Source organism: Niastella sp. sgz303648 (genome assembly GCF_059587045.1).
Genome location: NZ_JCAPSW010000003.1, coordinates 599,365 through 624,899 on the forward strand (window position 1 = coordinate 599,365; position 25,535 = coordinate 624,899).

Consider the following 25,535-nt stretch of genomic DNA (forward strand, 5'->3'; position numbering starts at 1 on the left):
GACTTTCCGACTTCCGGTCTTCCGGACTTTTTTTATTGCTTTACAACTGAAGCCCCATCAATGATCCTTTCCAAAATCAGCCCTGTTCCTGACTAAAGTCACAACATTGCGGGGTATAGATGAGTAACTTTAATAAGATCGTGAATAGAAATCAACGTGATTGATTGACCTTAAAAAATTATTTTATGAAACGGAATATGGGCTTTGCCGACCGGTTTATCAGGATGCTGGTTGCCTTAATAATAATAACGCTTGTATATATGAATGTCATAAGCGGTACTGCAGGTATTGTTTTGCTGGTTATAGCAGGCGTATTTATTTTAACAGGAATAATTGGTGTTTGCCCTTTGTACAGCCTGTTTAAATTTAACACAGGCGCTGAAAAGAAACCCACTTCCTGATACAGTGGCTATTTTTTTGAAGTAAAGGCAGAAAGAGGAAACTCTTTCTGCTTTTTTGTTGCCTTTAAATGTTGAAAAATTTCCCCAGGAATTTGCCTTATGGTGAACGTTTCGATCAAATTCATTACATCGGTATAACTCAAATGGTGGTTTGGGAATGATTATTTAATCAATAAGTAAGAGATAGATATTAAAATTAAAATCTTATGAAGAAGACTAATTTTTTCTATCATATGCTGATGGCGCTGCTGTTATGCGGATTTATGTTTTGCGGCAATAATCACGAGAATCCTGAAGGTGCCGTACCTCCGCCCGATTCGCTGGCAAATGACTCCATAAATGCAGCTCATCACCAGGATCCTTCCACTGCCTATCCTCAGCCGCCGGTAACCGGTTCAACTGTTGATTCGAGCAGAAGTAAAGATTCGGCCAAAAAGAAGTAGGTTGAAACAGGAAGCAGGCACCAGGCAATGGGCAGTAGGCCTTTAGTTCAGGCCCTCCCGGCATTCTCAAACAACAAAAAAGTATAATGTTAGTTTAATAAAAAAAGGAGCTTACGGGCTCCCTTTCTTTCGACTATAATTGAATAAGTCTTAGCCAAGTGATTTAAGCCATTTTACCAGATCATCCTTTGTTTTGCCGGTCTTTTTTTGCAAACGGCCTAACAATTCGTCATCTTTACCTTCCTCATACTTCAAATCGTCGTCCGTCAGATTTCCATAGGCTTGTTTTACTTTGCCTTTCCACTTATTCCAGTTGCCTTTGATTTCTAACTTATCCATAACAAACTGTTTTATAAGTAAACAGTTTAAAAAACTCATGCCATCACTGTTATTCTTTCGTTTACCAATCTGCCGGGTTTTCACTTCTTAACGAAAAATATATTTCCGGTAAATACCCTTCTTTCAATAACAGGTCATCGTCATTGTCTTTGTCCTGGTCTGGCGATGTGTTGTTCTTTTTTTCCGGTTTAGAATCTTTTTCGTTATGTTGTTGATTTGGTTGTATCGTGTTATTTTTTTGAGCTTCCGGACTTTGATCCTTACTCCAGTTTAATTGCATATGTCGCTGGTTTACGCCATTACTTATAAAAATATAATGCCAATGTTTCCATTACATAGTGTGCACTAAAACATTTACAAATTAGTAACAATGTAAAGCAGCGAAGGTTCAGATGGAAAATAAACGATAAACCATCAAGCTATCAAACAATCGAACAATCATTCAACAGCCCCCTTCTCCCCAATAAACCACTGCTCTTTATTTCTGAACAATACGTTGAAAGTGGTTAGCGAACCATAAATGCGGGTAATATATTGCTGCAGGTTTACTTTGTCTTCGTCGCTTAATTGCTTGTGTGCATTGATCTGTTGTTCCAGCACGCGTAACCGGTCGCGCAGCATCACTATTTTATGAAAGAATACATCGATCGGTACTTCTTTTGGCTTTTGGGTTTTATCGGCTGGTTGCAGTAACATCATGCCGCCCTTCCAGCGATCGCCCAAAGGAACAATTTCTGAAAAGCCACCCCACAAACGCAGAATTTTTAGGAGTGATTTTTCAACGTCACTGTGCGTTTCAATTTCTTCAGTTACATTTTCAGGGATGATTTCTTCGAGTGCCGTGTCGTTTTTATCGATCTCTTTTATGCCATGATGAATAAAAGAAATTAAATAGGTGGCATACCTGATGCCAACAATTACACCCGGGCCATGCTGTGTGTGCTGTAAACGGGTGCCGATACCGAGATTGAGCTGATCCATGATTCTATATAATTGAAAAATGAGGGGTTTAAGAAAACATTCAGAAGTTAAATTTCCATGTTTTGGGCTAATTTATTGCTTTTGCATGCTATTTTTTTGAAATTAGATAAACACCTTCAGTTGCCAACTATTTAATTTTCCGGTACCGCGCTTTTTGTTTATTATAGTATACAATCAGGTTGTTGATTTTTCCATCGGCACCGCGTTCGAATGCTATCTGACAGTTGAATGATTTTAAAAAAAAGAAATCCTTTTTTTCTTCAAACAACTCATTCGCCTGGCCATTATTTAGTCTGGATTGCAGATGATTGTCATTAAGGGTAATATTGATGATATAACTAACAGAAGTGTCTTTTTTATACGAACCGGTGTATTCAGGTAACGTAGTCGCATCCGGCTTAATGGATATCCTGGGAATATAGTAGTTTGATTTATTGGCGAATATTTGCAGAAATGCTGCATCAATAAAATTCAATTCAGTTTCAGGATTACAACAGGTACTAAAGTCGTTGCTTAATGCCATATAACAGATACTATCTTCAGGTACCTGAATAAACAAAGCCTGAAAACCAGCTATGCCACCTTTATCAAGAACCTGTCGTTTTTTGCCATCATACCTTATATACCAGCTATACCCAAGTGGTCCTTTGCCTGGTGTAAATGCTTCTTCCAGCGATTGGGGACTGATAATTTTATTTGATAGTAATGCCTTGTGCCATCGAAACAGGTCGCCTGCTGTGCTATATATACCACCACTGGCATAGGCAGCACTGGAGTCTGCAACGCGGGCCGGGATATGTACACCATCATTCAGTTCATCATATCCTACCGTTTTATAGGGGCTTTGTAAATGGGCAAAATCAAAACCTGAATGTGTCATCCCGGCTTTGTTGAATATGATCTCCCGCACATTTTGTTCATAGGGTTTGCCGGTAACTTTCTCAATAATATAACCTAAAAGATAATAATTGGAGTTGCTATAGTAAAATTGTGAATCGGGTTCAAAGTCAAGTGTTTGGTCTTTGATGATGTTCCAGAAATTCTGCTGGCTAAATGGATCAAATGCAAGTACCTCCTGATACTTTTCTCCTTCAGTAAAATCGAATATGCCTGATGTATGCATTAGCAGGTTTTTGATACTGATTTTGTCGCCATACTTGTATTCAGGAAAGTATTTACTAACCTTATCAGTAACTTTTAATTTGTTTTGTTCCTGCAAATACAAAATAACAACTGCCGTAAATTCTTTGGTAAGTGAACCGATGCGGAAAATTGAGTTGGTGTCGTGCGGAACCCGCTTTTCATAATCTCGCCAGCCATAGCCTTTTGCAAATAAGATACTATCGTTGCGGGCCGCCAATACAGTTCCGTTGAACATTTTGGCCTTGTAAGCGGCATCCATAAATTCTTCAAGCCGCTCCGAAGTAGTTTGGGCTTGTAAAGAATAAATAAATAAACAGGAAAGCAACAACAGGAAAGAAGGTTTCATGACAACTATGTTATTAAGTGTAAGAAACCAATTCTTTCCAAATAAATAATACGGTATGCCTGGCTGTAAGGTTAAATAAAACTTAAAGCAGGTTGATATGAAATCTATTTTTTATAAAACTCATACGGTGTAAACTCTACAAAATCGGCTACGGTAACCGTTACTGATTTCACTTTTCCATTGGCGGTGGTAAAGGGCCATACTTTAATGCCGTATAAGGGATCGTTGAAAGTGGCCAGAAATTTATTGCCGCCCAAAGGTTCCAGCGTGGCAAAGCGGCCATGATGATGTTCAAAACGTGCTACCAGTTTTCCGTTTTCTGATGCAATGGTCATTTTACCATATACTTCATGTTCGTAAGTACCGGCATAGGCTGCAACGGGCAGGGTAGTGGCAATATGCATGGCAACCGTATCCTGCATTTTCTTTAACCAGGCAGCCTCTTCCTGCTGGTTATTTTTATACCTGTCGAGATGCAGCTTGCTGTAATTGCGATAAGGCAAACCGAGATAGGCATCCATTATTTCATTCTTCAGCGATTCAAAAAAGTTGTTGGCATCGGTATTGGTCAATACAATAATGCCCAGCTTTTCTTCGGGTACCAGCGTAACACTGGTTACAAAACCATTTACACCACCGGTATGGGCAACAATTTTTCGTCCGCTGTACTCCTGTAAAAACCAGCCAAGTCCGTATAACGAAAAATGGGCTTTGTTGAACCGGTGTCCGCCATTGCCTAATATCGATTGGGGTTTCCATGTTTCGCCAATGGCAGCAGCCGGCACTACTTCGCGGTTGTTGTATTTGCCAAAGTTCAGCTGCATCATTACCCAATGGCTCAAATCGTTTACACTGCTTGAAATACTTCCGGCAGGCGCCAGGTTATCGATATGTCCGTAGGGAATTTTTTTCAATACACCTTGTGCCACTGTATGCGCTGAAGCTTTATTGGATGCCGTTTCTATATCTTTTGTCAGCGCAATCGTATTGTTCATGTCAAGCGGCGTGAATATTCTTTCTTTCAAAAATTCAGCCCATGTTTTTCCGGTTACTTTGGGAATAATTTCACCGGCCGTCATAAATGCGGCATTGGTATAGCCCCACCTGCTGCGAAAGCTGTACAAGGGTTTCACTTTGCCGAATTTTTCGCGCACTTCGGCCGTTGTTAAGTCAGAATCAAAATAAATGAAGTCGCCCTGAAAAGTTTCAAAACCTAATCGGTGGCATAACAGATCGCGTATACACGCTTCTTTGGCAACCCATGGATCGTATAATTTAAAATCGGGCAGCCATTTTTGTACATGGTCATCGAGCGACAATTTTTTATCGCTTTCGAGCATGGCGAGCGCCGTTGCAGTGAATGCTTTTGAGTTGGAACCGATCATGAATAAGGTGTTCTCATCTACTTTGTCGGTTTTTCCAATTTCTTTTACGCCATAGCCTTTCATAACAACTACCTTTCCATCTTTTACCACGCATACGGCCACACCGGGAATTTGCCAGTCGGTTAAAGCCCGTTCAACATATGTATCCAGACTATCTTTTACAAAGGATGGCGCTTCCTGTGCAATGATGCACAACGAGCATAGGATAAACCCAATTAATAAGAACAGGTTTTTTTTCATGGTTTATTTTTTAATGCTATTTAATTTTTTCCGGTACATGCGGCCCACTAACCACATAGCTACAGGAACCAAAGCAGGAATCCATATGGCCAAACGCGGACTCAGAAAATAAACAAAGGCCATAATGATAAAGATTATGGGTACCACAATGGCACGAAGCGAATAATAACTGGCTACCGGCTTCGATAATCCTTCGCTGAAACCATGCCGTGAATTGCCTACATAACGTCACAACAACCAGGTCATTAAACCTAAAAAAGAAATGTTGCTGATATACAGTATAGCTGAAGTTCTTTTAAAATACCCGATGTATTCGCTGTAAAAGGCGGTGGTAAAAGGCATCAGCACAACAGCGAGTAAAAAAAATAAATTCAGCCACATGAGCCGTAAGTTGAAATTCACCACAAATCCAAACAACCGGTGGTGTATGGTCCAGTACTGGCCGATGATCAAAAAGCTGATGAGGAAACCAATGAATTTGGGGATCATTTCAACCAAACTTTCGGCTAACTTATGTTCGCTTACCTCGCCAACAATTGCAGGAACCTTAATTTCAATAACAAGCAGGGTAATGGCGATAGCAAATACCGCATCGCTGAAAAGGATCATTCGTTCAAGCTGAAATTCTTTTTTTAACTCATTGTGCAGTGGTTGGTTCATTTGCAGGATTTATGATTATGTATCAAATTAATCGTTCAGGGCCTGGTACACCAGTACCTTATATAAATTACCAAGATTGCCCCAGCTGGTGGGCCATATATTACGATAAATTAAACCGATTAATTTTTCTTTGGGATCAACCCAATAAGTGGTGGCAAACATACCGCCCCATTCAAAGGTTCCTTCCTGCGTAGGCAACACAGCGCTGCCTTTTTCGGTGGTAATGCCAAAGCCTAAACCAAATTTATTGGGACCACGCATAATGTCGCCAATCTGGTTCATCGTCATCATGCGAACGCTGTTGCGACTGAGTATGCGCTTGCCATTGTATTCACCGCCGTTCAGCAGCATTTGTAAAAAGATGGCATAATCATAAACGGTTGATGATAAACCGCCGCCTCCTGAATAATAAGTGCCATCCATTTTTGGATAATCGCGATGCATTACGCCGCTTGCATTTACTTCTTCGGCCATCTTAACAGCTTTTTTCGTAACCGAATCTTCGGTATACAACATGGCCAGGCGATGTTGTTTTTCTTTGGGCAAATAAAAATAGGTGTCTTTCATGCCCAGCGGTTCAAAAATGTATTTATGAAAGAATTCGTTTAAGTTCATGCCCGAAACTACTTCTACCAGGTAACCAAGCAGATCGGTGTTTAATCCGTAGGTGAATTTTTCACCGGGCTGATGAAACAGGGGCATTGAACCAAGCAGTTTCATTTTATCGGCCAGCAAAATTTTATCTACACCAATACCGCCAACGATGCCTGCTTTGGCATAAATAGCATTGGCTTCGGGCGTACCGATTTGTGCATAGCCTATGCCTGATGTATGCGTGAGCAGATCGCGTATAGTGATCTCTCTTTTTGCGGGCACCGTAGTATAGGTAGTATCGGCCTTATTATATTTATCCAATACTTTGGGATGCTTAAACTCGGGAATGTAATTCGAAATGGGATCATCCAGCATAAACTTTCCTTCTTCAAACAACATCATAATGGCTACGCTGGTAATGGCTTTTGTTTGTGATGCAATGCGAAAGATGGCATCTTTTTGCAGCGGTGCTTTGGTATCAACATCGTTATACCCGAAATTTTTATAATATGCAATTTTGCCGTCGTGCACAATCATGGCCACGGCGCCATTCATTCTTCCTTTATTAATATAATCTTTTAAAACAGTGTCGATGCGCTTTAACCGGTTTGATGAAATGCCGGCTGCTTCAGGCGTTGCGGCAACAGTAAGTACAGGATGTTTTGTTTGGCAAAATGCAACAGTCGTAAAAAGCAAAATGCCGGTAATGGTCAATAGGCTATTTCTCATGGTAGCAGGAAATGATTTTTTGTACCGGAAGATAACGAATTGTTTGAATGTGCGCGTAGGCGTGTATGCAGAAGGTTGATGGAGTTATTCAGCAAGAAATCCTCGCGCAAAAGCTGCAAAGCCACAAAACTTGAACCGACCAGTAGTCGGGGGCCTTTTCTTTGCGTTCTTACAGATCGCGAAGCGATCAACTTTGTCCCGCCTCGGCGGGACGCCTTTGCGAGAAATAAAAAATTCTTAACTAATCGACATCGATTCACCATTCACTACCTGCCGGCAGGCAGGGTGCTTATTTACTTTTGCCTATTGCCCATTGCCTATTCTTCCTTCTTCAGCTCACCCATCACCTGCTTCCACTTTTGATATTTTTCATAACATACCTTGATGTATGTTTGAAACTCGTAATCGGTAGCTGTTTCGGTAAATACCAGATCGGGTTTGTAGCGTTGCATGAAGGTATCGAGCTCGGCGCCACGCAACTGGGTAAGTTTTATAACAAGCGCCCGGCTAAACCGGTGCTCAATAAATTTCTCTTTTTCTTCGCGAAGCAGTCTGTCGCGGAAAGCTGCCATCCGGCGATTCTTTTTGAACTGGAACACTTCAATCAATTCATCGAGGTCAACTCCTACGGCAGCGCCGGGCCCCGATGGTGTAACTATACCCAAACCGGGCTTTTTAAAATTGAAAGCCTTTGCATATTCTTCGCGGTTGGCGATGGAGTCTAAATGATAGTTACGGGGTTTTACCATTATCTGCTTCAGTTCCGTAACATTTACATGCAGTGAAATTTCAAAGTTCTGCAGGTTGGCAATTGATTTAATGGCGTACTTAGGAGTTCCTTTGCCCAGATACGAAAACGATATGCTGTCGTTTTCCTTCACATAAATCGTATACCGGCCCAGCGAATCGGTTACGGTGCCGGTACCGCCGGTACTAATAACACTTACCGAAGGAAGCGGTATCTGCTGGGTCATATCAAATACCTTTCCCTTGACCATTATCTGGCAAACAGCCGCCTGTGAAACAGCAATCAGTATTATTAATAGTATGTACCGTTGTGAAGTCAAACTGTTGAAATTGAGATTGTGATATTACTGCAAGAAAATGACATACATAAACTTAACAGGTGTTTTAACGGCGATTTTGCAGTTCAAAAATCACTTTTTCTGCAATCAGGGGGTAATGTTCATGTTCCAGTAAATGAATTTTTTGTGCCAGACTATCGGCTGTTTCACCGGATTCAATGGTGCAGCGTGCCTGAAATATCAGTTGACCATGATCGTATAATTCATCAACATAATGTATGCTGATGCCGCTTTCTTTATCGCCGGCTGCAATTACTGCTTCATGAACAAAACGGCCGTACATGCCTTTACCACCATAATTTGGCAACAGTGCCGGATGTATATTAATAATACGTTGCGGAAAAGCTTTTATCAATGCTACCGGAACTTTCCATAAAAAGCCGGCCAATACAATGAATTGTACGTTGAATGAACGTAATTCATCGACATATGCATTTCCTCTGAAGAATTTTTCCTTTTCTATTAATAATGCAGGAATATTTTCATCGCGGGCAATCGTTAATACACCGGCTTCGGGCTTATTGCAAACGATCAAAACAACATTTATGTAGTTATGATGGCGGAAATGCTCAATCAGTTTTTTTGCATTTGACCCGGCACCTGAAGCAAAGATGGCAATGTTCACTGTTTGTAGTTTGTGGTTTGTTGTTTGTAGTTGGTTTGCCTTTTTCAAAAATCCCATTCGCCTCAAAATCTTCTTTTCATAGTTCCAGAAAAAATTGAATTGCCTGAAAGGAATGGCAAAAAGAAGAATAAGTACCTGGTAGCCAAAAATCAACATCATTATTTTAAGTATCCAGTACCAGGGCGTTGAAGCGGTAAAGTTCAACCAGGTTGTTATTTGCCGGGTTAGCCAGGCAGTAGTTGTTCCGGTAATAGCAAAAACGCACACAATTAAAAACAACTGTGTACCGTTTACTTTCCATTTTTGTTTCAGTTTTTGAAACATGCACGCAAAAGTGCGGGAAAAAATTGGCTGATTAAAGTCATTTTTTTTGGCTGATAGAAGTTATAGGTTCCGGTGACGGATGTCATTTTTTTTGTTAGTTGTCAGATTGACAAAAATGTGACATTTCTGACTGAACCGTTTTAACAGGGGGTGCAAAATCGGCTGAAACCCGCGCCAGGCCTGTGTTAAAAAAAATTTAAACAGGTTGTGATTTTATTAATTCCATGACTTATTTTTGCACCCAATTCGGGAAATTTTTCCACATAATTTCATCATATCCAGCAATATGATTGATCATAGAGCAAATGTTAAGCGAACCCTTCTTAGTGCATTGTTCTTTTTGTTATTGTCGATCGGAAATAAATTAACAGCTCAGGATGGAAAGTCTATCTTCCAGAATAACTGTGCATCCTGCCACTCTGTTACAAAAGACCTTACCGGCCCGGCATTATCAGGAGTAACAACACGTGGTCCCTGGACTGATCGTAAAAAGATTTACGAGTGGGTACATAATCCGGCAAAGTTTATGGCTTCAGACCCTTATACCCAGGGGCTGAAACAAAGGTTTGGTGGTGTTATGATGACACCCTTCCCTCAGTTGGCAGAAAAAGAAATTGATGCAGTTATCGATTACATCGGAAAAGCAGGCGCTCCCAAAGGACCTGATATCACTACTACCGATACTAAAGTAATCGACGAAAAAGACAATTCAATTTTATACGGTGTATTAACGCTCATTCTGGCCGTAGTAGCGTTAATTATGCTGCAGGTTAACAGCAATCTTAAAAAGCTGGCCGATGATAAAGACGGTGTTCCTGCACATGAGCCGATTCCTTTCTATCGCAATAAATCCTACATAACACTTTTAGTGCTGCTTCTTTTTGTAGTAGGTGGTTATTATGTAGTGAAAGGTGCGATCGGTTTAGGACGCAGTCAAAACTATCAGCCTGAACAACCTATCTTCTATTCACATAAAGTTCACGCAGGGGCAAATCAGATCAACTGTTTGTATTGCCATGGTGGTGCTATGGAGGGTAAACATGCAAACATTCCTTCGGTGAACATTTGTATGAATTGCCACATGACCATTAACGAATACAGCGGCACCGCTGGTAAACTGTATCGCGAAGATGGTACTGAAGTAAACGGAACAGCTGAAATTCAAAAGTTATATGAAGCTTCCGGCTGGGATCCTGCCAAAAAACAATACGTAAATCAGGGCAAAGAAATTCAGTGGACTAAAATCCATAACCTGCCTGATCACGTTTTCTTTAGCCATGCACAACACGTGAATGCCGGTAAAGTACAATGCCAAACCTGCCACGGCGAAATCACTAAAATGGACGAGGTTTACCAGTTTGCCGATTTAAGCATGGGCTGGTGTATAAACTGTCACCGTACCACTAAAGTGAACTTCGATAACAATGGCGACGGCAACAAGTTCTACAGCATTTACAAGAAATTCCACGATGAAATCAAAGAAGGAAAGAGAGACAGTGTAACTGTAAATGATATCGGAGGATTGGAGTGCCAGAAATGTCACTACTAAAATTTGTTAATGTGCAAATTTGAAAATTTGAAAATGGTGATTCCTGATTTTCAGATTTTCAAAACAAAAGGAAACAAGCAAATTTGATGATGCAGTCTTAATTCAACGACCTCATTTTCAAATTTCCAAATTCACAAATTCTCAAATTATAACATAAATGGCTAAAAAAAAGTACTGGCAGAGTTTTGGAGAGCTCAATCACAGTGAGGCCTATGAAAAATCTATTTCAAACGAATTCAAAGAAGAATTGCCGTTTGAAAGTGCAGATAAAAAAGGATTGGCAAACAGTCCTGCCTCACGCAGAGACTTTTTGAAATATCTCGGTTTTAGTACAGCAGCCGCAATCGCAGCAGCCAGCTGCGAAACCAAAGTAAGAAAAGCTATTCCATATGTGAATAAGCCTCAGGATATGATCCCTGGCGTGGCTGATTATTATGCAACTACTTATGTAAGTGGCGGCGAAGCCATACCGGTTGTAGCAAAAGTGCGCGACGGTCGTCCTATCAAATTAGAAGGTAACACCCTGTCTACATTCAGCAAAGGCGGTACTACTGCCCGTTTGCAGGCATCGGTGCTCGATTTATACGATACAGCCCGTTTAAAAACTCCTTTTGCCGGTAACTCTGCAACCAGTTACGAGGCAATCGACCGGCAAATAGCTCCTGCTCTCGCCGGTTTGGGTAACGGTCAGCTGGTTCTTCTTACTTCTACCATTACTTCTCCTACTACCAAACAGGTAATAGCAGAATTTTTAGCAAAATATCCCAACAGCAAACATGTTCAGTTCGATGCAGTATCGTACACTGGTATGTTGCTGGCCAATGAAGCTACTTTCGGCAAACGTGCAATACCTTCTTATGAGTTCGGTAATGCACAAACCATTGTAAGCCTTGGCGCCGACTTTTTGTGTACCTGGTTAAGCCCCGTTGAATTTCAACATGGCTATAGCAAAGGACGCAAAGTGAATGAAAAGAAAACCGACATGAGCAAGCACTACCAGTTCGAGAGCATGCTCAGTACAACCGGTTCTGCTGCCGATGAACGTTTTACCCACCGTCCTTCTGAAGCGGGTGTGGTAGCTGCAGCTTTATTAACTGCTGTAAACGGTCAGGAGCCTACCGGCGTAAGCGGTAAATTAAAAGAAGGTATTAAAAAAGCCGCCAAAGACCTGGTTGCCAGCAAAGGCAAAGCCCTGGTAGTAAGCGGCAGCAACAATACACAGGTTCAGATAATAGTAAATGCCATTAACGAAGCCATCGGTTCATATGGATCTACTATTAGCTTTAGCGCCCCCATTCAAACGCACCAGGGTATCGATAGCGAAATGGCTACACTGGTTCAGGATATGGAAGCCGGCCGTGTAAGCGCACTGCTGATATATGGCGCCAACCCTTCTTACGAATATTTTGATTTCGAGCGCTTCAATAAAGGATTAAATGCTGTTAAGCTGTCGGTTTCTTTCAACGATCGTAAAGATGAAACCTCAAAGCTTTGTAAATATATTTTACCGGCTCCTCACTTCCTCGAAAGCTGGGGTGATGCAGAACCCAAAACCGGTTTTATAAGTTTGATTCAACCTACTATCAATCCGTTGTTCGAATCAAGACCTTTTGAACAATCATTGCTCAAATGGTCGGGTAACAACACGGCGTGGGATGCTTACTTTAAAAATTACTGGGTTACCAAACTGGGTGGCCAGGAAACATTTAATAAAGCATTGCAGGATGGTGTAATTGAAACTACTCCTGCTGCCGAAGCAGGCGCCGCTTTCAACGCAGCTCCTGTAGCACAGGCTATCACTGCCGCTGCTGCATCGAAGAAAAGCAGCGAGTATGAATTGGTTATCTATCAAAAAGTAGGTGTGGGCGATGGTAAACAGGCTAACAACCCCTGGTTGCTCGAACTGCCCGATCCTATTACCCGCGTATCATGGGATAACTACGCTATCATTTCGCCAAACCTGGCTAAAGAAAAATTCAATATTGACCTGGGCGACAGAAGATCGGCTGATAAATACGAAGTTGAAGTAATGAAGCCGGTGATCAGCTTAAAGGTTAAAGGAAAAGTAGTTGAACTGCCGATCGTTGTTATTCCCGGTACACAGCCCAACACCATCGCTGTAGCCATTGGTTACGGTCGCGATGAAAGTGTAGGCCGTGCCGTGAAAGCCGAAGGTGGTGGTTCACTGGGTAAAAATGCCTATCCGATGTTGAGTTTTAACGGTTCAACCATTGACTGGAGTGCTCCTGTTGAAATTGCAACTACCGATAAAACGTACAAAATAGCGCAGGGCCAAACACACAACAGCTACGAAGGCCGTGAAGGTGTTGTCAGAGAAATTCCTCTTGCAGAATATAAAAAAGAGCCTAATAAGATTCGTGAAGAAAGAGAGGCTGAAATGAAGCCTTACGGCGGACCTGAGAAATTTGCAAAAGACGGTACCCATTATCCCGTTTACGACCGTCCGGGTATTAAATGGGGTATGAGCATCGACCTTAATAGTTGTTTCGGTTGCGGCGCCTGCGTTGTAGCCTGTCATATCGAAAACAACGTGCCTATTGTTGGTAAGCACGAAGTTGCCCGTTTCCACGATATGCACTGGTTGCGTATCGACCGTTACTTCAGCGGTAATCCCAATGACCCTGAAAGCATTCAAACGGTGTTTCAGCCAATGCTTTGTCAGCATTGCGACAACGCGCCATGCGAAAACGTATGTCCGGTGGCCGCAACGCACCACAGCAGCGAAGGCATAAACATGATGGCTTATAACCGTTGTATCGGAACCCGTTATTGCGCTAACAACTGTCCTTATAAAGTACGTCGTTTCAACTGGGCCGATTATACCGGCGCCGACAGTTTCGCCAACAACCAGCAACCGCTGGTAGATGAAGGCAAGCTCGATGATGTAGTGCTGATGATGAACGACGACCTTACCAGAATGGTGCTGAACCCCGATGTTACTGTTCGTAGCCGCGGTGTAATGGAAAAGTGTACCTTCTGCGTGCAAAGAGCACAGGCTGGTAAGCTCGAAGCCAAAAAAGCAAACCGTCCTTTACAGGATAGCGATATGAAAACTGCTTGTCAGCAGGCTTGTTCGGCCGATGCCATTGTATTCGGTAACGCCAACAACCCTGAAAGCGAAATATCGAATGTTCGACTTGAAAACAGAAACAGGTTGTACTATGCGTTGGAAGAAATACACACTATGCCCAACGTAAACTACCTGGCTAAAGTGAGAAATTCAGAAGAGATCAGCAATGAAGGCGTTCTGGAAGGAACGGTTGAAGGCGCTCAGGCTGAAAAGCATACTTAGGTTTGATGAGTTGACAAGTTAAAAAGTTGACAAGTTAACAGGGTGAAGTCGAAGCAGGTGAACTATTCACCATTGACCATTCACCATTCACCAAAAAATATTTTCGGCTAACAGTTCCGTTGTGCGGAATATAGCTAAAAAGCATATAACATGGCATCATTAAAGTACGAATCGCAAGTAAGACCTCCGCTGGTAGAAAACGAGAAAAACTATCACCAGGTAACGGAAGATATAGTGCGGCCTATTGAAGCAAATCCTTCCCGCCTGTGGTGGATCGGATTTCTGATCTCTGTTGCACTGTTAATGTTTGGTGTGTACTCAATATATCGTGAGGTCACCTACGGGGTAGGTCAATGGAACCTGAACAAAACAATCGGTTGGGGCTGGGATATCACCAACTTCGTGTGGTGGGTAGGTATCGGTCACGCCGGTACACTGATCTCAGCGATCCTGTTGCTGTTCCGCCAGGGATGGAGAACAGGGGTGAACCGTGCGGCAGAAGCCATGACCATCTTTGCGGTAATGTGCGCCGGTCAGTTCCCGATCTGGCACATGGGTCGTGTGTGGATGGCCTTCTTCGTACTGCCTTATGCCAACACCCGCGGTCCATTATGGGTTAACTTTAACTCGCCGCTGTTGTGGGACGTATTCGCGATCTCTACTTATTTTACTGTATCATTATTATTCTGGTACTCTGGTTTAATTCCCGACCTCGCTACCGTACGCGACCGCGCCCGTTTAAAATGGCGTAAGTATATGTATGGTTTGCTGTCGTTCGGTTGGACCGGTTCTACCAAACACTGGCAACGCCATGAGAGCTTGTCACTGGTACTGGCAGGTTTAAGTACCCCGCTGGTATTATCAGTGCACACGGTGGTATCGTTCGACTTCGCTACCTCAGTAGTTCCTGGCTGGCACACCACCATCTTCCCGCCTTACTTCGTTGCGGGTGCTATCTTCTCGGGCTTTGCGATGGTGCAAACGCTGCTGGTGGTAACACGTAAAGTGTTGAAACTGGAAGAATATATTACTATGGAGCACATCGAGGTGATGAACAAGGTAATTGTGTTAACCGGCTCTATAGTAGGTATCGCATATTTAACTGAGTTGTTCATTTCATGGTACGGTCAAAACCCCAACGAAGGCTGGGCATTCGCTCAAAACAGGCTGAACCTGTTCAGCCCTTATGGCTGGAGCTACTGGCTGATGATGGGTTGTAACGTGATCTCTCCGCAGATCTTCTGGTTCCGCAAACTGCGCCGCAACATCGTGGTAACCTTCTTCATGTCGGTTATCGTAAACATCGGTATGTGGTTCGAGCGTTTTGTGATCATCGTTACTTCAATTTACCGCGATTACCTGCCCAGTAGCTGGAGTACTTACTACCGGCCTACTATCTGGGAAGTTGGATTTTACCTTGGAACATTCGGTTTGTTCTTTACCTGTTATTTCCTGTTCTCGAAATTCTTCCCGGTTATTGCCGTGGCCGAAATCAAGCACATTCTGAAAAGATCAGGTGAAAGCTATAAGAAGAACATGTACCACATTGAAAAGGAAAGTGCGGATGATTTGTTTCACGAAATACATGCTGAACATCATTAATTAAGTCTGGAAGAAAGAAAGACCGAAAAAGAGATAGAAAGAAATCAGAAAATCCCGAAATCAGAAATTTCAAAATCATTATATGGCTGTTAAAAAATTTGTTGTCGGTTGTTTTGATGAGGAGGGAGCTTTATTTGATGCCGTTAAGAAAGTACGCAAATCAGGTTATAAACTGCATGATGTGTACACCCCGTTTCCTATTCACGGATTAGACAGGGCAATGGGTTTGCGCGATACCAGCATTCATACTGCCGGTTTTCTGTACGCCATTTTTGGTACATCTTCGATGCTGGCGTTTATGACATGGGTGTTTACTACCGACTGGCCGTTGAACATAGGTGGTAAACCACACTTTGCTTTACCCGCCTGGATACCTATCACATTCGAGTTTACTGTATTGTGCGCCTGCGTGGGCATGGTAATCACTTTCTGCTATCTGTGCCAGTTGGCGCCTTTTGTAAAAAAGCATCATTTTCACCTGCGTTCGACTGATGACCTGTTTGTGATGGTTCTTGAGTGTACCGCCAAAACAAATGAATCTGAAGCGAGTGCGTTTTTGGGAAGTTTAGGCGCTAAGGAAATCAATACACAGGTAGCCGAAACCGGCTGGTGGTTAGGCCGTTACGATAAAGAACAAAAATTATCTGAAAGCGAAATTGTTTCTGCATAATATCTGAATACATAAAGATGAAAAAATTATCTATCATTTCTGTTTTAGTGCTGGCCGTGTTGGTATGGAGTTGCAGCGACGTACGAAGAACCCCGGGTCATGTGTATATGCCTGATATGGCTTACAGCCGGGCAATTGAAACATACTCGCCAATCGACACACTTGCAAAGCAGGGTATTCATTATAACCGTACACCCGTGCCTGGTACTATTAAAAGAGGTGAATTACTGCCTTTTCCGCTGGCAAAAGATAAAACAGGCGATACCACCAACTATGTACAATCTGTACACGTGGCTAACCCGTTACCTGCTTTGAATGCAGTTCAAATGAAAGAAGCAGAACGTTTATACCTCGTTAACTGCGGTATTTGCCATGGTACAGCCCTGGATGGTAATGGTCCGTTGTACAAAGGCGGCGAAGGTCCATTTTCGGCTGCCCCGGCTAATTTGGCCACTGGTGCAAAATATGTAAGCATGCCCGAAGGGCAGATGTTCTATTCAGTAACATATGGTAAAAACCTCATGGGAAGCTATGCTTCGCAGTTAAGCACTACACAGCGCTGGATGATCATTCATTATATAAAGAACAAACAGGGTGGTGGCAAACAGCCTGCTGCGGCCGCTACCGATTCAACAGCTGCTGCTGCAAAACCTGCTGCTGCTAAACCAGCTGCCGCTGCAACCGCTAAAAAAAGTGCTGATACAACAGCTAAAAAATAACTGACTAAGAAAACAGAACATATAAATTACTGATAATGGCTATTAAAGAATTTTTCGACATCCCCGCACGGTACAGAACCTGGTCAATGGCATTGATGGGAGTCGGCATTTTATCTGTTATCATCGGTTTTATATTATATGGAACCGGTGAGCACCCGGCAAGATTTTGGGCCAGCCTGTTGCAAAACAGTGTTTTCTTTCTGCTGGTTACCAATGCCGCTATGTTTTTTATCTGCGCCACAACGCTGGCTTTCGGAGGTTGGCAAATAGTATTCCGCCGGGTTACAGAAGCCATTTCGGTAGCTGTTATTCCTTTAGGTATTATAGCATTTATCGTATTGATATGTCTCGTAGCCATTGACCCCCATGTTTATCACTGGCTGCACCCGAAAGGCGATAAAATTCTCGAAGGCAAAGCGGCCTTTTTGAACACCGGATTTTATATTATCTGGACAACCCTGTCCATAGGTCTGTGGATTGTGCTGGGTTACAAAATGCGTAAGTTATCGCGTGAGCTTGATAACAACCCGTTATCTGATCCCGAATCAGGACGTCGTTATATTTTCAAGAATACCGTTTGGGCTTCAGTATTCATCGTATGGTTTGCATTAACCGTAATGTCAACCGTTCCCTGGCTGTGGCTGATGAGTATCGATGCACACTGGTTTTCGACCATGTACAGCTGGTATAACTTTGCCAGTACGTTTGTATCTGGTATGGCCCTCATTACAATTTTTGTGGTTTATCTTAAAAATCAGGGTTATCTTGAATATACCAACGAAGAGCATATACATGACCTGGGTAAATTCATGTTCGCGTTCTCAATTTTCTGGACATACCTGTGGTTTTCACAGTACATGCTTATCTGGTACGCCAACATTCCCGAAGAAACTATTTATTTCAAAGAGCGTATAGCCACTAATAACCATACTGGTACGTACTCTGGTCTTTTTTGGTTTATGTTTATCGTCAACTTCCTGGCTCCGTTATTAATATTAATGCGCCGGGGTTCAAAAAGAAATTATACCACGGTTACGTTTATGGCCATATTGATAATATTCGGTCACTGGCTCGATTTTTACCAGGAGGTATTTGCGAGCCTGTTCCCCGGAGAAGTTACGTTGAACCTGTTCGATTTTGGTGTGGCTGCCGGATTTGTAGGTGTAATTATGTTTACCGTAGGAAAAGCGTTAGCTAAGTTTCCTTTGATTGCCAAAAACCATCCGTTCATTAAAGAAAGTATCATACATCATACCTAACTGTTATTGTGTGGCAGGTGTGATTCTAAATAAACAACGACTTAGTTTCGATAGTATAAAAATTATTGAAAGATCATGACAACTACCGGCTTATTTTTGTTAGCTATTCTGGTTCTTGGGTTTCTGATTACATTTCAGATAGCCAAGGCAAGTGAGTATGTTTCTGTACTAAAGGGAGAAAAAAAATCTTTCGAACAGAATAACAGGATCAATGGATTCCTGATGGTAGTGTTCCTCGTACTGGGCCTCATCGGCGTATGGTGGTGCAACAGTGCTTTGTATCCCAAAACATTGATGCCGCATCCATCAGCATCTGAACATGGTGAAAACATCGATACCATGTTGAAGATTACGCTGCTTATTACCGGCATTGTGTTTATAATTACCCAGGTATTATTATTCTGGTTCGCATATAAATATCAGTACAGCGAGAAAAGAACTGCTTATTACTTTCCGCATAGCAATAAACTCGAAGTATTGTGGACAACCGTACCCGCCATTGCTTTATGTACGCTGGTAGGTTTTGGTTTGTACTACTGGTTTAAAATTACCGGTGAAGCGCCTGCAAACGCTATGCAGGTTGAAATTACCGGCCGTCAGTTCGGTTGGATTTACCGCTACCCCGGAAAAGACAATACGTTTGGAAAGAAATATTTCAGAATGATCGACGAAGTTGAGGGAAACGTGTTGGGTATGCTGTGGAAAGACAGCACCATGGAAACACCCAGTGGTGTGCAGCATTTGAAAGCTGACCCTGCCGGGTTTGATGATATCGTTGAAACATCTGCCATGTACCTGATTAAAGATCAGCCTGTAAAGCTCATCATCAATTCGCGCGATGTGATTCACGACGTAGGTTTGCCCCATTTTCGTATGAAGATGGATGCCGTTCCCGGTACGCCTACCACCATGTGGTTTACGCCTAAGTATACTACCGACGAAATGAAGAAAATTACCAATAATCCCAATTTTGAATACGAAATTGCCTGTGACCAGATGTGCGGAAACGGCCACTATTCAATGAAAGGGCTTATTAAAGTGGTAACAAAGGATGAATTTATTTTATGGCGCGCCAAACAGCAGCCCAGTTATAAACCCGCAGTGGCAGAAACTGCACCCGCAGACACAACAAAAACTACTGCAGGTTTATAAACTAAAACGCATATAAGCGGGCAATTAAAAAACGTATTCAGAAACTGATTAATTACGACTACCAAAAAAAGATAAAATGAGTCACGCCGAGGTTTTAACAACACACGAAGTGCATCACGATGAGCATGGGGTGCATCATCACAAACAGTCGTTTATTACCAAATATATATTCAGCCAGGATCATAAAACTATCGCAAAACAGTTTTTGATCACAGGTATGATATGGGCCATGATAGGTGGTTTGATGTCGGTGTTATTCCGTTTACAACTCGGATACCCCGATCAAACATTCCCCTGGCTTGAAGATATTCTTGGTAACTGGGCTAAAGGTGGTAAAATCACCCCCGAAAATTATTATGCACTGGTAACCATGCACGGTACCATTCTGGTGTTCTTTGTGTTAACCGGTGGCTTAAGCGGAACTTTCGCCAACTTTTTGATTCCCCTGCAGTGCGGCGCCCGCGACATGGCATCGCCCATGCTGAACATGCTGTCGTACTGGTTTTTCTTCGGTGGTAGCATCGTAATGTTATCTTCTCTGTTTATTCAAACCGGTCCGTTCAGCGGTGGCTGGACAGCCTACCCGCCGTTAAGCGCCCTCGGTGATGCTTCTCCGGGATCTAAAACCGGTATGGATCTGTGGATCACGGCTATGGCGTTGTTCGTAGTATCATCATTACTCGGTGGTTTGAACTATATCTCTACTGTATTGAACCTGCGTACAAAAGGTATGAGCATGACCCGCTTACCGCTTACTATCTGGGCCCTGTTCTTTACCGCTGTATTAGGGGTATTATCTTTCCCTGTATTATTATCAGGTTTCATTCTGTTATTATTCGACCGTCATGCAGGTACCAGCTTTTACCTGAGCGACATATATGTAGCTGCAACCAGCAAGGCTTTACCCAACGAAGGTGGTAGCGCCATCCTGTTCCAGCACCTGTTCTGGTTCCTGGGTCACCCTGAAGTATACATCATTTTGTTGCCTGCCATGGGTATGGCCTCTGAAGTATTATCAGTTAACGCACGCAAACCGATCTTTGGTTATATGGCCATGGTGGGTTCGCTGTTCGCCATCACCATTCTGGCCTTCCTCGTATGGGCACACCACATGTTCGTAACCGGATTGAATCCGTTCCTGGGATCAGTATTCGTGTTGCTTACGCTGCTCATCGCCGTTCCGTCGGCCATTAAAGTGTTCAACTGGTTAACTACTATCTGGAAGGCAAACATCCGGTTTACACCGGGTATGATGTTCGCCCTTGGTTTTGTGAGCCTGTTCATTTCAGGTGGTTTAACCGGTATCTTCCTCGGTAATTCAACATTGGATATTCACTTACACGATACATACTTTGTAATTGCCCACTTCCACATAGTAATGGGTGTGTCGGCATTCTTCGGCATGTTCGCCGGTATTTATCACTGGTTCCCCAAAATGTTTGGCCGTTATATGAACAACACACTGGCCTACATCCATTTTTGGGTAACATTGGTTGGCGCTTACCTCATCTTCTGGCCTATGCACTACGAAGGTTTGGCCGGTATGCCCCGCCGTTATTTAGATTACAGCAACTGGTCATCATTCAACCAGTTCGGCGATCTGAATAAGTTCATTTCAACCGTTGCAATGATCGTATTCGCTATACAATTATTGTTTGTGTTCAACTTCTTCTATTCAATTTGGAAAGGAAGAAAAGTAACCACAATGAATCCCTGGGGTGCAGCAACACTCGAGTGGACTACACCGATCAGACCCGGACACGGTAACTGGGATGGTGAAATTCCTGAAGTTCATCGCTGGGCTTATGACTACAGCAAAGACGGACGGGATTACATTTCTCAAATCGAGCCGATTGGTCCGAACGAGACAAAGCACTAATAATGCCTGCCCGACCGGGGCGCTGATGTGGTGTTGAGGCGGTTTGATGGTTGAGGTTCTATTCACCATTGACCATTCACCATTGACGATAAAATTTTTTAAATAACAGATGGAGCAAGTAATCGTGAAGCAACAGAGTTCTTTAAATATAGCCGGTAAGGTAAGAGACTATATGATGCTGATTAAGTTCAGCCTCAGCTTCATGGTGGTGTTTTCTGCTGTTATTAGTTACCTGCTGGCGCCGAAAGTGGTTCAATACGACTGGCTACACATTATGTTGTTGTTTGTTGGTGGCCTGCTGGTTACCGGCAGCGCCAATGCAGTAAACCAGGTTGTTGAAAAAGATACCGACGCTATGATGAAGCGTACGGCCAAACGCCCTGTGGCAGCCGGAAGAATGCAACCCGCCGAAGCATGGGCTTTTGCGGTGATTGCTGTAGCAGCCGGATTGTTTATCCTGGGCTACTTTTTTAACTGGTTATCGGCCGCATTGGCTTTGGTGAGCTGGTTTGTGTATGCTTACATGTATACGCCACTGAAAAAAGTAAGTTCAGTTTCAGTATTGCTGGGCGCTGTACCTGGTGCTTTACCCTGTTTAATAGGATGGGCAGCAGGGCAGGATGAACTAAGTGCAGGCGGATGGGTGTTATTTGCCATACAGTTTTTCTGGCAGTTTCCCCACTTCTGGGCCATTGCCTGGATCGCGCACAAAGATTATTCAGCCGCCGGTTTTAAACTGATGCCTTCAACAGAAGGACCAACAAAATATTCAGCTGTTCAATCGATCATATATTCATTGGTGCTGATACCTGTTGGTACATTGCCTTACCTTGTTGGCATGAGTGGTATGACCAGTTTCTGGATCGTGATGGCAGCCAATGTGTTTATGCTGTGGCAAAGCATCAGGCTGTATCTTGAAATGGAAAAGAAAGCAGCCCGCCGCGTGATGTTCAGCAGCTATATTTATTTGCCGATAGTGTTACTGGCGTTACTGGCAGATAAGTTGTAAGTTTTAAGTAACTAAGTATAAGTATAAAACGGCATTTCATCCCGCTCTGAGCGGGACCGTTTAACGATAAAAACTAAAAACCGTGATGACAGAAGCCGTGAGTACGCAACGTAAAAAAATACATCCGCACAAGTTTACCTTGTGGATTGGCATAGGCTCCATCATTATGATGTTTGCCGGTTTAACCAGTGCCTATATCGTAAAAGGAAGCATGCCCGGATTTTCGACGGTAGAATTACCGAAGCTCTTTTATTATTCAACAATAGTTATTCTGGCCAGCAGCTTCACCATGCAATGGGCTTTGAAGTCGTTCAAAGAACGAAGCATGCATCAGTACCGCCGGTTATTAACTGTCACCATGATCCTTGGATTTGGCTTTATTACAATGCAAATCATTGGGTTTATGCAGTTATGGGACCTCGGTAACAAAATGCAGGGATCGGCAGGAGCAGGCCAGTTTCTATATGTAATTTTCGGATTGCACGCAGTACACGTACTGGGCGGCGTAATCGCTTTGCTGATCATGTTTGTAAAAGCATTCAGCGCGCGCATCAGAAATTACAATTCAGTGCCGGTAGAAGTAATGAGCACCTACTGGCATTTTGTTGATCTGTTATGGATCTATTTATTCGTGTTCTTTTTATTTAAATTATAAAGATTAAAATAGAAACATGTCACAAGCAGTACCGGTTAATCAAAACATGTGGTCAGGTGGGAAGAGCCCGTTTAAAGTGGAGTATGGCAAACTGATGATGTGGTATTTTTTGATGAGCGATGCTTTTACCTTTGGCGCTTTTTTGATTGCTTATGGAACCACTCGTTTTTCGAGCAATGGATGGCCCGACCCTAACCATGTATTCAGGTCATTTCCTGTTATTGGTGAAATGCACATTCCGCTCGCTTTCGTGAGCTTAATGACTTTTATCCTGATCATGAGTTCAGTAACAATGGTGTTGGCTGTAGGCGCCGGTCATGAAAATAACAGAAAAGAAGTATTGAAATGGTTAGGCTGGACGATTTTGGGAGGCGCTGCTTTCTTAGGTTGCCAGGCATGGGAATGGACACACCTGTATCATGAAGGTGCATGGTGGGGCCGCAATCCTTTCAATAATTTGGATGGTTCAATGTCTTCTACCAACTTTACCAACTTCTTCTTTACCATTACAGGCTTTCACGGTTTTCACGTGTTATCGGGTGTGGTAATTAATATCATCATGTTCATTATGACCTGGAAGGGTGTATTTGATAGAAGAGGCCATTACCTGATGATTGAAAAGGCCGGTTTGTACTGGCACTTTGTTGACCTGGTGTGGGTATTTGTATTCACTTGTTTTTATCTGTTTTAAATTGACCCCGCGCACGCGCAGGAAAGTAAATTTGAATATTTTAAATTGAGATTATGGAAAATGTACATGCAACGGTAGCGGCTCATGACCACGCTCACGACGAGCAACATACTTTCGACAAAAAAGCGATCTGGAGAACTTTCCGGATACTCTTATACATCACTTTATTTGAATTGGCACTGGCCATCGGGTATTATGAAATGACCTTTTCGAATCCCGAACTGGTAAAGCATATCCTGAACGGTGTATTTGTTATTCTTACACTGGCAAAAGCTTTCTTTATCATTGCCGAATTCATGCACCTGCGTCATGAGATCAGGAATATGATCATGACCATTGCAATTCCTGCACTGTTGTTCCTGTGGTTTATTACCGCCTTTTTGTGGGATGGTAACTCTTACAAAAACCTGCGTAATAGTTACGACCGCCATCATCTTGAAAGCAGCAAGGAAAAAGTACAACCAAAAGAACCAGCCGAAAAACCTGAAACCCAGGAACCCGGCAAAATTCATTAAACATACTTTACTGCTAAATGTGATATAAAAAGGAACCATCGCTGTTACGGCGATGGTTCTTTTTTTTGGTGTACCCTGAGCGTAGTCGAAGGGGCGACACAAGCGACACTGAGCGTAGTCGAAGTGTGAGCGTAGTCGAAGTGCGGCCTTTGCAGTACTGAGCACAGATAATGCATGTGAGAAATATTGAATATTAAATATCAAATGTCGAATGCTGAAAATATTTACTTCCGACATTTGACATTCACCATTCATTATTCGATATTAAAAAATGTAACTCAGGTGCAGAAAACATCCTATAATTACCTGTAAACCAACAGTATTGCCCATGAAACTTCCAACTTTGTTTTATTCTTTCAAAATGCAGCATGGCATCGCTTCGTGCGGTAACTTTGCGCAGCAAAAGCAAAAACTGTGAGCCAGAAAGCATTATTAGCCTTGTGTATTGCCATTTTGTTGCCGGTGGTTAGTTACTTCATTGTAAAGGGAGTAAGTAAGGATGCTATTCATATGCCCATGCATTATTATCCCGACGACATTGTTGATAAAGTGCAGAACGGAAAAAGTGTGAGCGATACCATCTGGCACCAGGTAGCCAATATTACATTGACCAACCAATTGGGCCAAACGGTTTCCTTGAACGATTTGCGTGGTAAAATTGTGGTGGCAGATTACTTCTTTACCCACTGCCCATCGATATGCCCTTTTCTTACCCGTAATATGAAGGGGTTGCAGGACGCGCTGAAAATGAAAGATGTTACCAAACGGGTAGATACTTCTTTTGTGCAGTTTGTATCTTTTACTGTAGATCCTGAAAGAGATTCGGTTGCTCAGTTAAAGAAATATGCCGACCATTTTGGCGTGAACCCCGATGTATGGTGGATGCTGACCGGTCCTAAAAAAACTATTTATGATTTTGCCTTAAACGAAGTAAAGCTGGGCCTGCAGGATGGAGAAGGCGTTGATTCAAATTTCATTCATACCCAAAAATTTGTGGTGCTTGATAAAAAGGGTATCGTTCGTGGTTATTACGATGGACTGGATACCACCTCTTTATCAAAACTGGCAGAGGATATTACTTTACTGATGCTCGAAAAAGATAAAAACGAAGCTTCGCCTGTATTTGCACAATTAAAAGGGCTTTGGCCCATTTATATAGCAGTAATTGTGGCTGTGGTATTGTTTGTATGGATCACCCGCAAGTCGAGTAAAGAACCCAAATTATAA

Annotated in this window: 24 protein-coding genes; 15 read left to right on the plus strand and 9 right to left on the minus strand. The window is 42.7% G+C overall.

Going from position 1 to position 25,535, the window contains the following annotated elements:
- Positions 1-185: 185 nt before the first annotated feature.
- Together AC59IL_RS11350 and AC59IL_RS11355 are read left to right on the plus strand one after the other, a co-directional pair.
- Positions 186-401, plus strand: a complete 216-nt coding sequence (locus tag AC59IL_RS11350) for a YgaP family membrane protein (RefSeq protein WP_496552238.1) — start codon at positions 186-188, stop codon at positions 399-401.
- Positions 402-607: 206 nt separating this feature from the next.
- Positions 608-844 carry a hypothetical protein gene (locus AC59IL_RS11355; protein WP_496552239.1) on the plus strand — a complete coding sequence of 79 codons (237 nt, stop codon included), beginning with the start codon at positions 608-610 and terminating at the stop codon, positions 842-844.
- Positions 845-994: 150 nt separating this feature from the next.
- Here the strand turns inward: AC59IL_RS11355 and AC59IL_RS11360 are convergent, their stop codons facing one another.
- The 9 genes from AC59IL_RS11360 to purN form a co-directional block, all read right to left on the minus strand.
- On the minus strand, positions 995-1,183 hold the full coding sequence (locus AC59IL_RS11360) for a CsbD family protein (RefSeq protein WP_496552240.1): 189 nt from the start codon (positions 1,181-1,183) through the stop codon (positions 995-997).
- A gap of 61 nt (positions 1,184-1,244) precedes the next feature.
- Positions 1,245-1,463, minus strand: coding sequence for a hypothetical protein (locus tag AC59IL_RS11365; protein ID WP_496552241.1), 219 nt, complete (start codon positions 1,461-1,463; stop codon positions 1,245-1,247).
- Between the two features lie 158 nt (positions 1,464-1,621).
- A complete protein-coding gene (locus AC59IL_RS11370) occupies positions 1,622-2,164 on the minus strand; it encodes a DUF8685 domain-containing protein (protein ID WP_496552242.1) in 543 nt (180 codons plus the stop codon).
- A gap of 127 nt (positions 2,165-2,291) precedes the next feature.
- Positions 2,292-3,653 carry a serine hydrolase domain-containing protein gene (locus AC59IL_RS11375; protein WP_496552243.1) on the minus strand — a complete coding sequence of 454 codons (1,362 nt, stop codon included), beginning with the start codon at positions 3,651-3,653 and terminating at the stop codon, positions 2,292-2,294.
- Positions 3,654-3,757: 104 nt separating this feature from the next.
- Positions 3,758-5,278 (minus strand): serine hydrolase, encoded by a 1,521-nt coding sequence (locus AC59IL_RS11380; protein ID WP_496552244.1) that lies wholly within the window; start codon positions 5,276-5,278, stop codon positions 3,758-3,760.
- A gap of 228 nt (positions 5,279-5,506) precedes the next feature.
- Positions 5,507-5,938 (minus strand): TMEM175 family protein, encoded by a 432-nt coding sequence (locus tag AC59IL_RS11385; RefSeq protein ID WP_496552245.1) that lies wholly within the window; start codon positions 5,936-5,938, stop codon positions 5,507-5,509.
- A 27-nt stretch (positions 5,939-5,965) separates the two neighbouring features.
- A complete protein-coding gene (locus tag AC59IL_RS11390; protein ID WP_496552246.1) occupies positions 5,966-7,261 on the minus strand; it encodes a serine hydrolase domain-containing protein in 1,296 nt (431 codons plus the stop codon).
- A 317-nt stretch (positions 7,262-7,578) separates the two neighbouring features.
- A complete protein-coding gene (locus tag AC59IL_RS11395; protein WP_496552507.1) occupies positions 7,579-8,259 on the minus strand; it encodes a carboxypeptidase-like regulatory domain-containing protein in 681 nt (226 codons plus the stop codon).
- Between the two features lie 133 nt (positions 8,260-8,392).
- Positions 8,393-9,295, minus strand: coding sequence for a phosphoribosylglycinamide formyltransferase (gene purN, locus AC59IL_RS11400; protein ID WP_496552247.1), 903 nt, complete (start codon positions 9,293-9,295; stop codon positions 8,393-8,395).
- Between the two features lie 286 nt (positions 9,296-9,581).
- Here purN and AC59IL_RS11405 point away from each other — a divergent pair, with 286 nt between their 5' ends.
- The 13 genes from AC59IL_RS11405 to AC59IL_RS11465 all read left to right on the plus strand — a co-directional run bounded on the left by AC59IL_RS11405 (position 9,582) and on the right by AC59IL_RS11465 (position 25,535).
- Positions 9,582-10,844 (plus strand): c-type cytochrome, encoded by a 1,263-nt coding sequence (locus tag AC59IL_RS11405; RefSeq protein WP_496552248.1) that lies wholly within the window; start codon positions 9,582-9,584, stop codon positions 10,842-10,844.
- Between the two features lie 157 nt (positions 10,845-11,001).
- A complete protein-coding gene (locus AC59IL_RS11410) occupies positions 11,002-14,157 on the plus strand; it encodes a TAT-variant-translocated molybdopterin oxidoreductase (RefSeq protein WP_496552249.1) in 3,156 nt (1,051 codons plus the stop codon).
- A 150-nt stretch (positions 14,158-14,307) separates the two neighbouring features.
- Positions 14,308-15,759, plus strand: a complete 1,452-nt coding sequence (gene nrfD, locus AC59IL_RS11415; protein ID WP_496552250.1) for an NrfD/PsrC family molybdoenzyme membrane anchor subunit — start codon at positions 14,308-14,310, stop codon at positions 15,757-15,759.
- A gap of 82 nt (positions 15,760-15,841) precedes the next feature.
- Complete coding sequence (locus AC59IL_RS11420) at positions 15,842-16,429, plus strand: DUF3341 domain-containing protein (RefSeq protein WP_496552251.1); 588 nt, start codon at positions 15,842-15,844, stop codon at positions 16,427-16,429.
- Positions 16,430-16,446: 17 nt separating this feature from the next.
- Positions 16,447-17,148 (plus strand): c-type cytochrome, encoded by a 702-nt coding sequence (locus AC59IL_RS11425; protein WP_496552252.1) that lies wholly within the window; start codon positions 16,447-16,449, stop codon positions 17,146-17,148.
- Positions 17,149-17,183: 35 nt separating this feature from the next.
- Positions 17,184-18,407 carry a quinol:cytochrome C oxidoreductase gene (locus tag AC59IL_RS11430; RefSeq protein ID WP_496552253.1) on the plus strand — a complete coding sequence of 408 codons (1,224 nt, stop codon included), beginning with the start codon at positions 17,184-17,186 and terminating at the stop codon, positions 18,405-18,407.
- Positions 18,408-18,482: 75 nt separating this feature from the next.
- Positions 18,483-19,559 (plus strand): cytochrome c oxidase subunit II, encoded by a 1,077-nt coding sequence (locus tag AC59IL_RS11435; protein WP_496552254.1) that lies wholly within the window; start codon positions 18,483-18,485, stop codon positions 19,557-19,559.
- A 76-nt stretch (positions 19,560-19,635) separates the two neighbouring features.
- Positions 19,636-21,438 carry a cytochrome c oxidase subunit I gene (locus AC59IL_RS11440; protein ID WP_496552255.1) on the plus strand — a complete coding sequence of 601 codons (1,803 nt, stop codon included), beginning with the start codon at positions 19,636-19,638 and terminating at the stop codon, positions 21,436-21,438.
- A gap of 109 nt (positions 21,439-21,547) precedes the next feature.
- Entirely contained in the window at positions 21,548-22,447 is a 900-nt protein-coding gene (cyoE, locus tag AC59IL_RS11445; protein ID WP_496552256.1) for a heme o synthase, read from the plus strand.
- An 85-nt stretch (positions 22,448-22,532) separates the two neighbouring features.
- A complete protein-coding gene (locus AC59IL_RS11450) occupies positions 22,533-23,102 on the plus strand; it encodes a cytochrome c oxidase subunit 3 (protein ID WP_496552508.1) in 570 nt (189 codons plus the stop codon).
- A 16-nt stretch (positions 23,103-23,118) separates the two neighbouring features.
- Positions 23,119-23,793, plus strand: a complete 675-nt coding sequence (locus tag AC59IL_RS11455; RefSeq protein WP_496552257.1) for a cytochrome c oxidase subunit 3 — start codon at positions 23,119-23,121, stop codon at positions 23,791-23,793.
- A 53-nt stretch (positions 23,794-23,846) separates the two neighbouring features.
- On the plus strand, positions 23,847-24,308 hold the full coding sequence (locus AC59IL_RS11460) for a cytochrome C oxidase subunit IV family protein (protein WP_496552258.1): 462 nt from the start codon (positions 23,847-23,849) through the stop codon (positions 24,306-24,308).
- A 414-nt stretch (positions 24,309-24,722) separates the two neighbouring features.
- On the plus strand, positions 24,723-25,535 hold the full coding sequence (locus tag AC59IL_RS11465) for an SCO family protein (protein ID WP_496552259.1): 813 nt from the start codon (positions 24,723-24,725) through the stop codon (positions 25,533-25,535).

What these genes read in the sequence shown, in the direction of transcription:
- AC59IL_RS11410 (WP_496552249.1), top strand. Translation starts at nt 11,002, where the DNA reads ATGGCTAAAAAAAAGTACTGGCAGAGTTTTGGAGAGCTCAATCACAGT.
- AC59IL_RS11450 (WP_496552508.1), top strand. Translation starts at nt 22,533, where the DNA reads ATGACAGAAGCCGTGAGTACGCAACGTAAAAAAATACATCCGCACAAG.
- AC59IL_RS11395 (WP_496552507.1), bottom strand. Translation starts at nt 8,259, where the DNA reads ATGGTCAAGGGAAAGGTATTTGATATGACCCAGCAGATACCGCTTCCT.
- AC59IL_RS11455 (WP_496552257.1), top strand. Translation starts at nt 23,119, where the DNA reads ATGTCACAAGCAGTACCGGTTAATCAAAACATGTGGTCAGGTGGGAAG.
- AC59IL_RS11460 (WP_496552258.1), top strand. Translation starts at nt 23,847, where the DNA reads ATGGAAAATGTACATGCAACGGTAGCGGCTCATGACCACGCTCACGAC.
- AC59IL_RS11420 (WP_496552251.1), top strand. Translation starts at nt 15,842, where the DNA reads ATGGCTGTTAAAAAATTTGTTGTCGGTTGTTTTGATGAGGAGGGAGCT.
- nrfD (WP_496552250.1), top strand. Translation starts at nt 14,308, where the DNA reads ATGGCATCATTAAAGTACGAATCGCAAGTAAGACCTCCGCTGGTAGAA.
- AC59IL_RS11365 (WP_496552241.1), bottom strand. Translation starts at nt 1,463, where the DNA reads ATGCAATTAAACTGGAGTAAGGATCAAAGTCCGGAAGCTCAAAAAAAT.
- AC59IL_RS11380 (WP_496552244.1), bottom strand. Translation starts at nt 5,278, where the DNA reads ATGAAAAAAAACCTGTTCTTATTAATTGGGTTTATCCTATGCTCGTTG.
- AC59IL_RS11350 (WP_496552238.1), top strand. Translation starts at nt 186, where the DNA reads ATGAAACGGAATATGGGCTTTGCCGACCGGTTTATCAGGATGCTGGTT.
- cyoE (WP_496552256.1), top strand. Translation starts at nt 21,548, where the DNA reads ATGGAGCAAGTAATCGTGAAGCAACAGAGTTCTTTAAATATAGCCGGT.
- AC59IL_RS11385 (WP_496552245.1), bottom strand. Translation starts at nt 5,938, where the DNA reads ATGAACCAACCACTGCACAATGAGTTAAAAAAAGAATTTCAGCTTGAA.
- AC59IL_RS11440 (WP_496552255.1), top strand. Translation starts at nt 19,636, where the DNA reads ATGAGTCACGCCGAGGTTTTAACAACACACGAAGTGCATCACGATGAG.
- AC59IL_RS11375 (WP_496552243.1), bottom strand. Translation starts at nt 3,653, where the DNA reads ATGAAACCTTCTTTCCTGTTGTTGCTTTCCTGTTTATTTATTTATTCT.
- AC59IL_RS11430 (WP_496552253.1), top strand. Translation starts at nt 17,184, where the DNA reads ATGGCTATTAAAGAATTTTTCGACATCCCCGCACGGTACAGAACCTGG.
- AC59IL_RS11390 (WP_496552246.1), bottom strand. Translation starts at nt 7,261, where the DNA reads ATGAGAAATAGCCTATTGACCATTACCGGCATTTTGCTTTTTACGACT.
- AC59IL_RS11405 (WP_496552248.1), top strand. Translation starts at nt 9,582, where the DNA reads ATGATTGATCATAGAGCAAATGTTAAGCGAACCCTTCTTAGTGCATTG.
- AC59IL_RS11435 (WP_496552254.1), top strand. Translation starts at nt 18,483, where the DNA reads ATGACAACTACCGGCTTATTTTTGTTAGCTATTCTGGTTCTTGGGTTT.
- AC59IL_RS11370 (WP_496552242.1), bottom strand. Translation starts at nt 2,164, where the DNA reads ATGGATCAGCTCAATCTCGGTATCGGCACCCGTTTACAGCACACACAG.
- purN (WP_496552247.1), bottom strand. Translation starts at nt 9,295, where the DNA reads ATGTTTCAAAAACTGAAACAAAAATGGAAAGTAAACGGTACACAGTTG.
- AC59IL_RS11360 (WP_496552240.1), bottom strand. Translation starts at nt 1,183, where the DNA reads ATGGATAAGTTAGAAATCAAAGGCAACTGGAATAAGTGGAAAGGCAAA.
- AC59IL_RS11425 (WP_496552252.1), top strand. Translation starts at nt 16,447, where the DNA reads ATGAAAAAATTATCTATCATTTCTGTTTTAGTGCTGGCCGTGTTGGTA.
- AC59IL_RS11355 (WP_496552239.1), top strand. Translation starts at nt 608, where the DNA reads ATGAAGAAGACTAATTTTTTCTATCATATGCTGATGGCGCTGCTGTTA.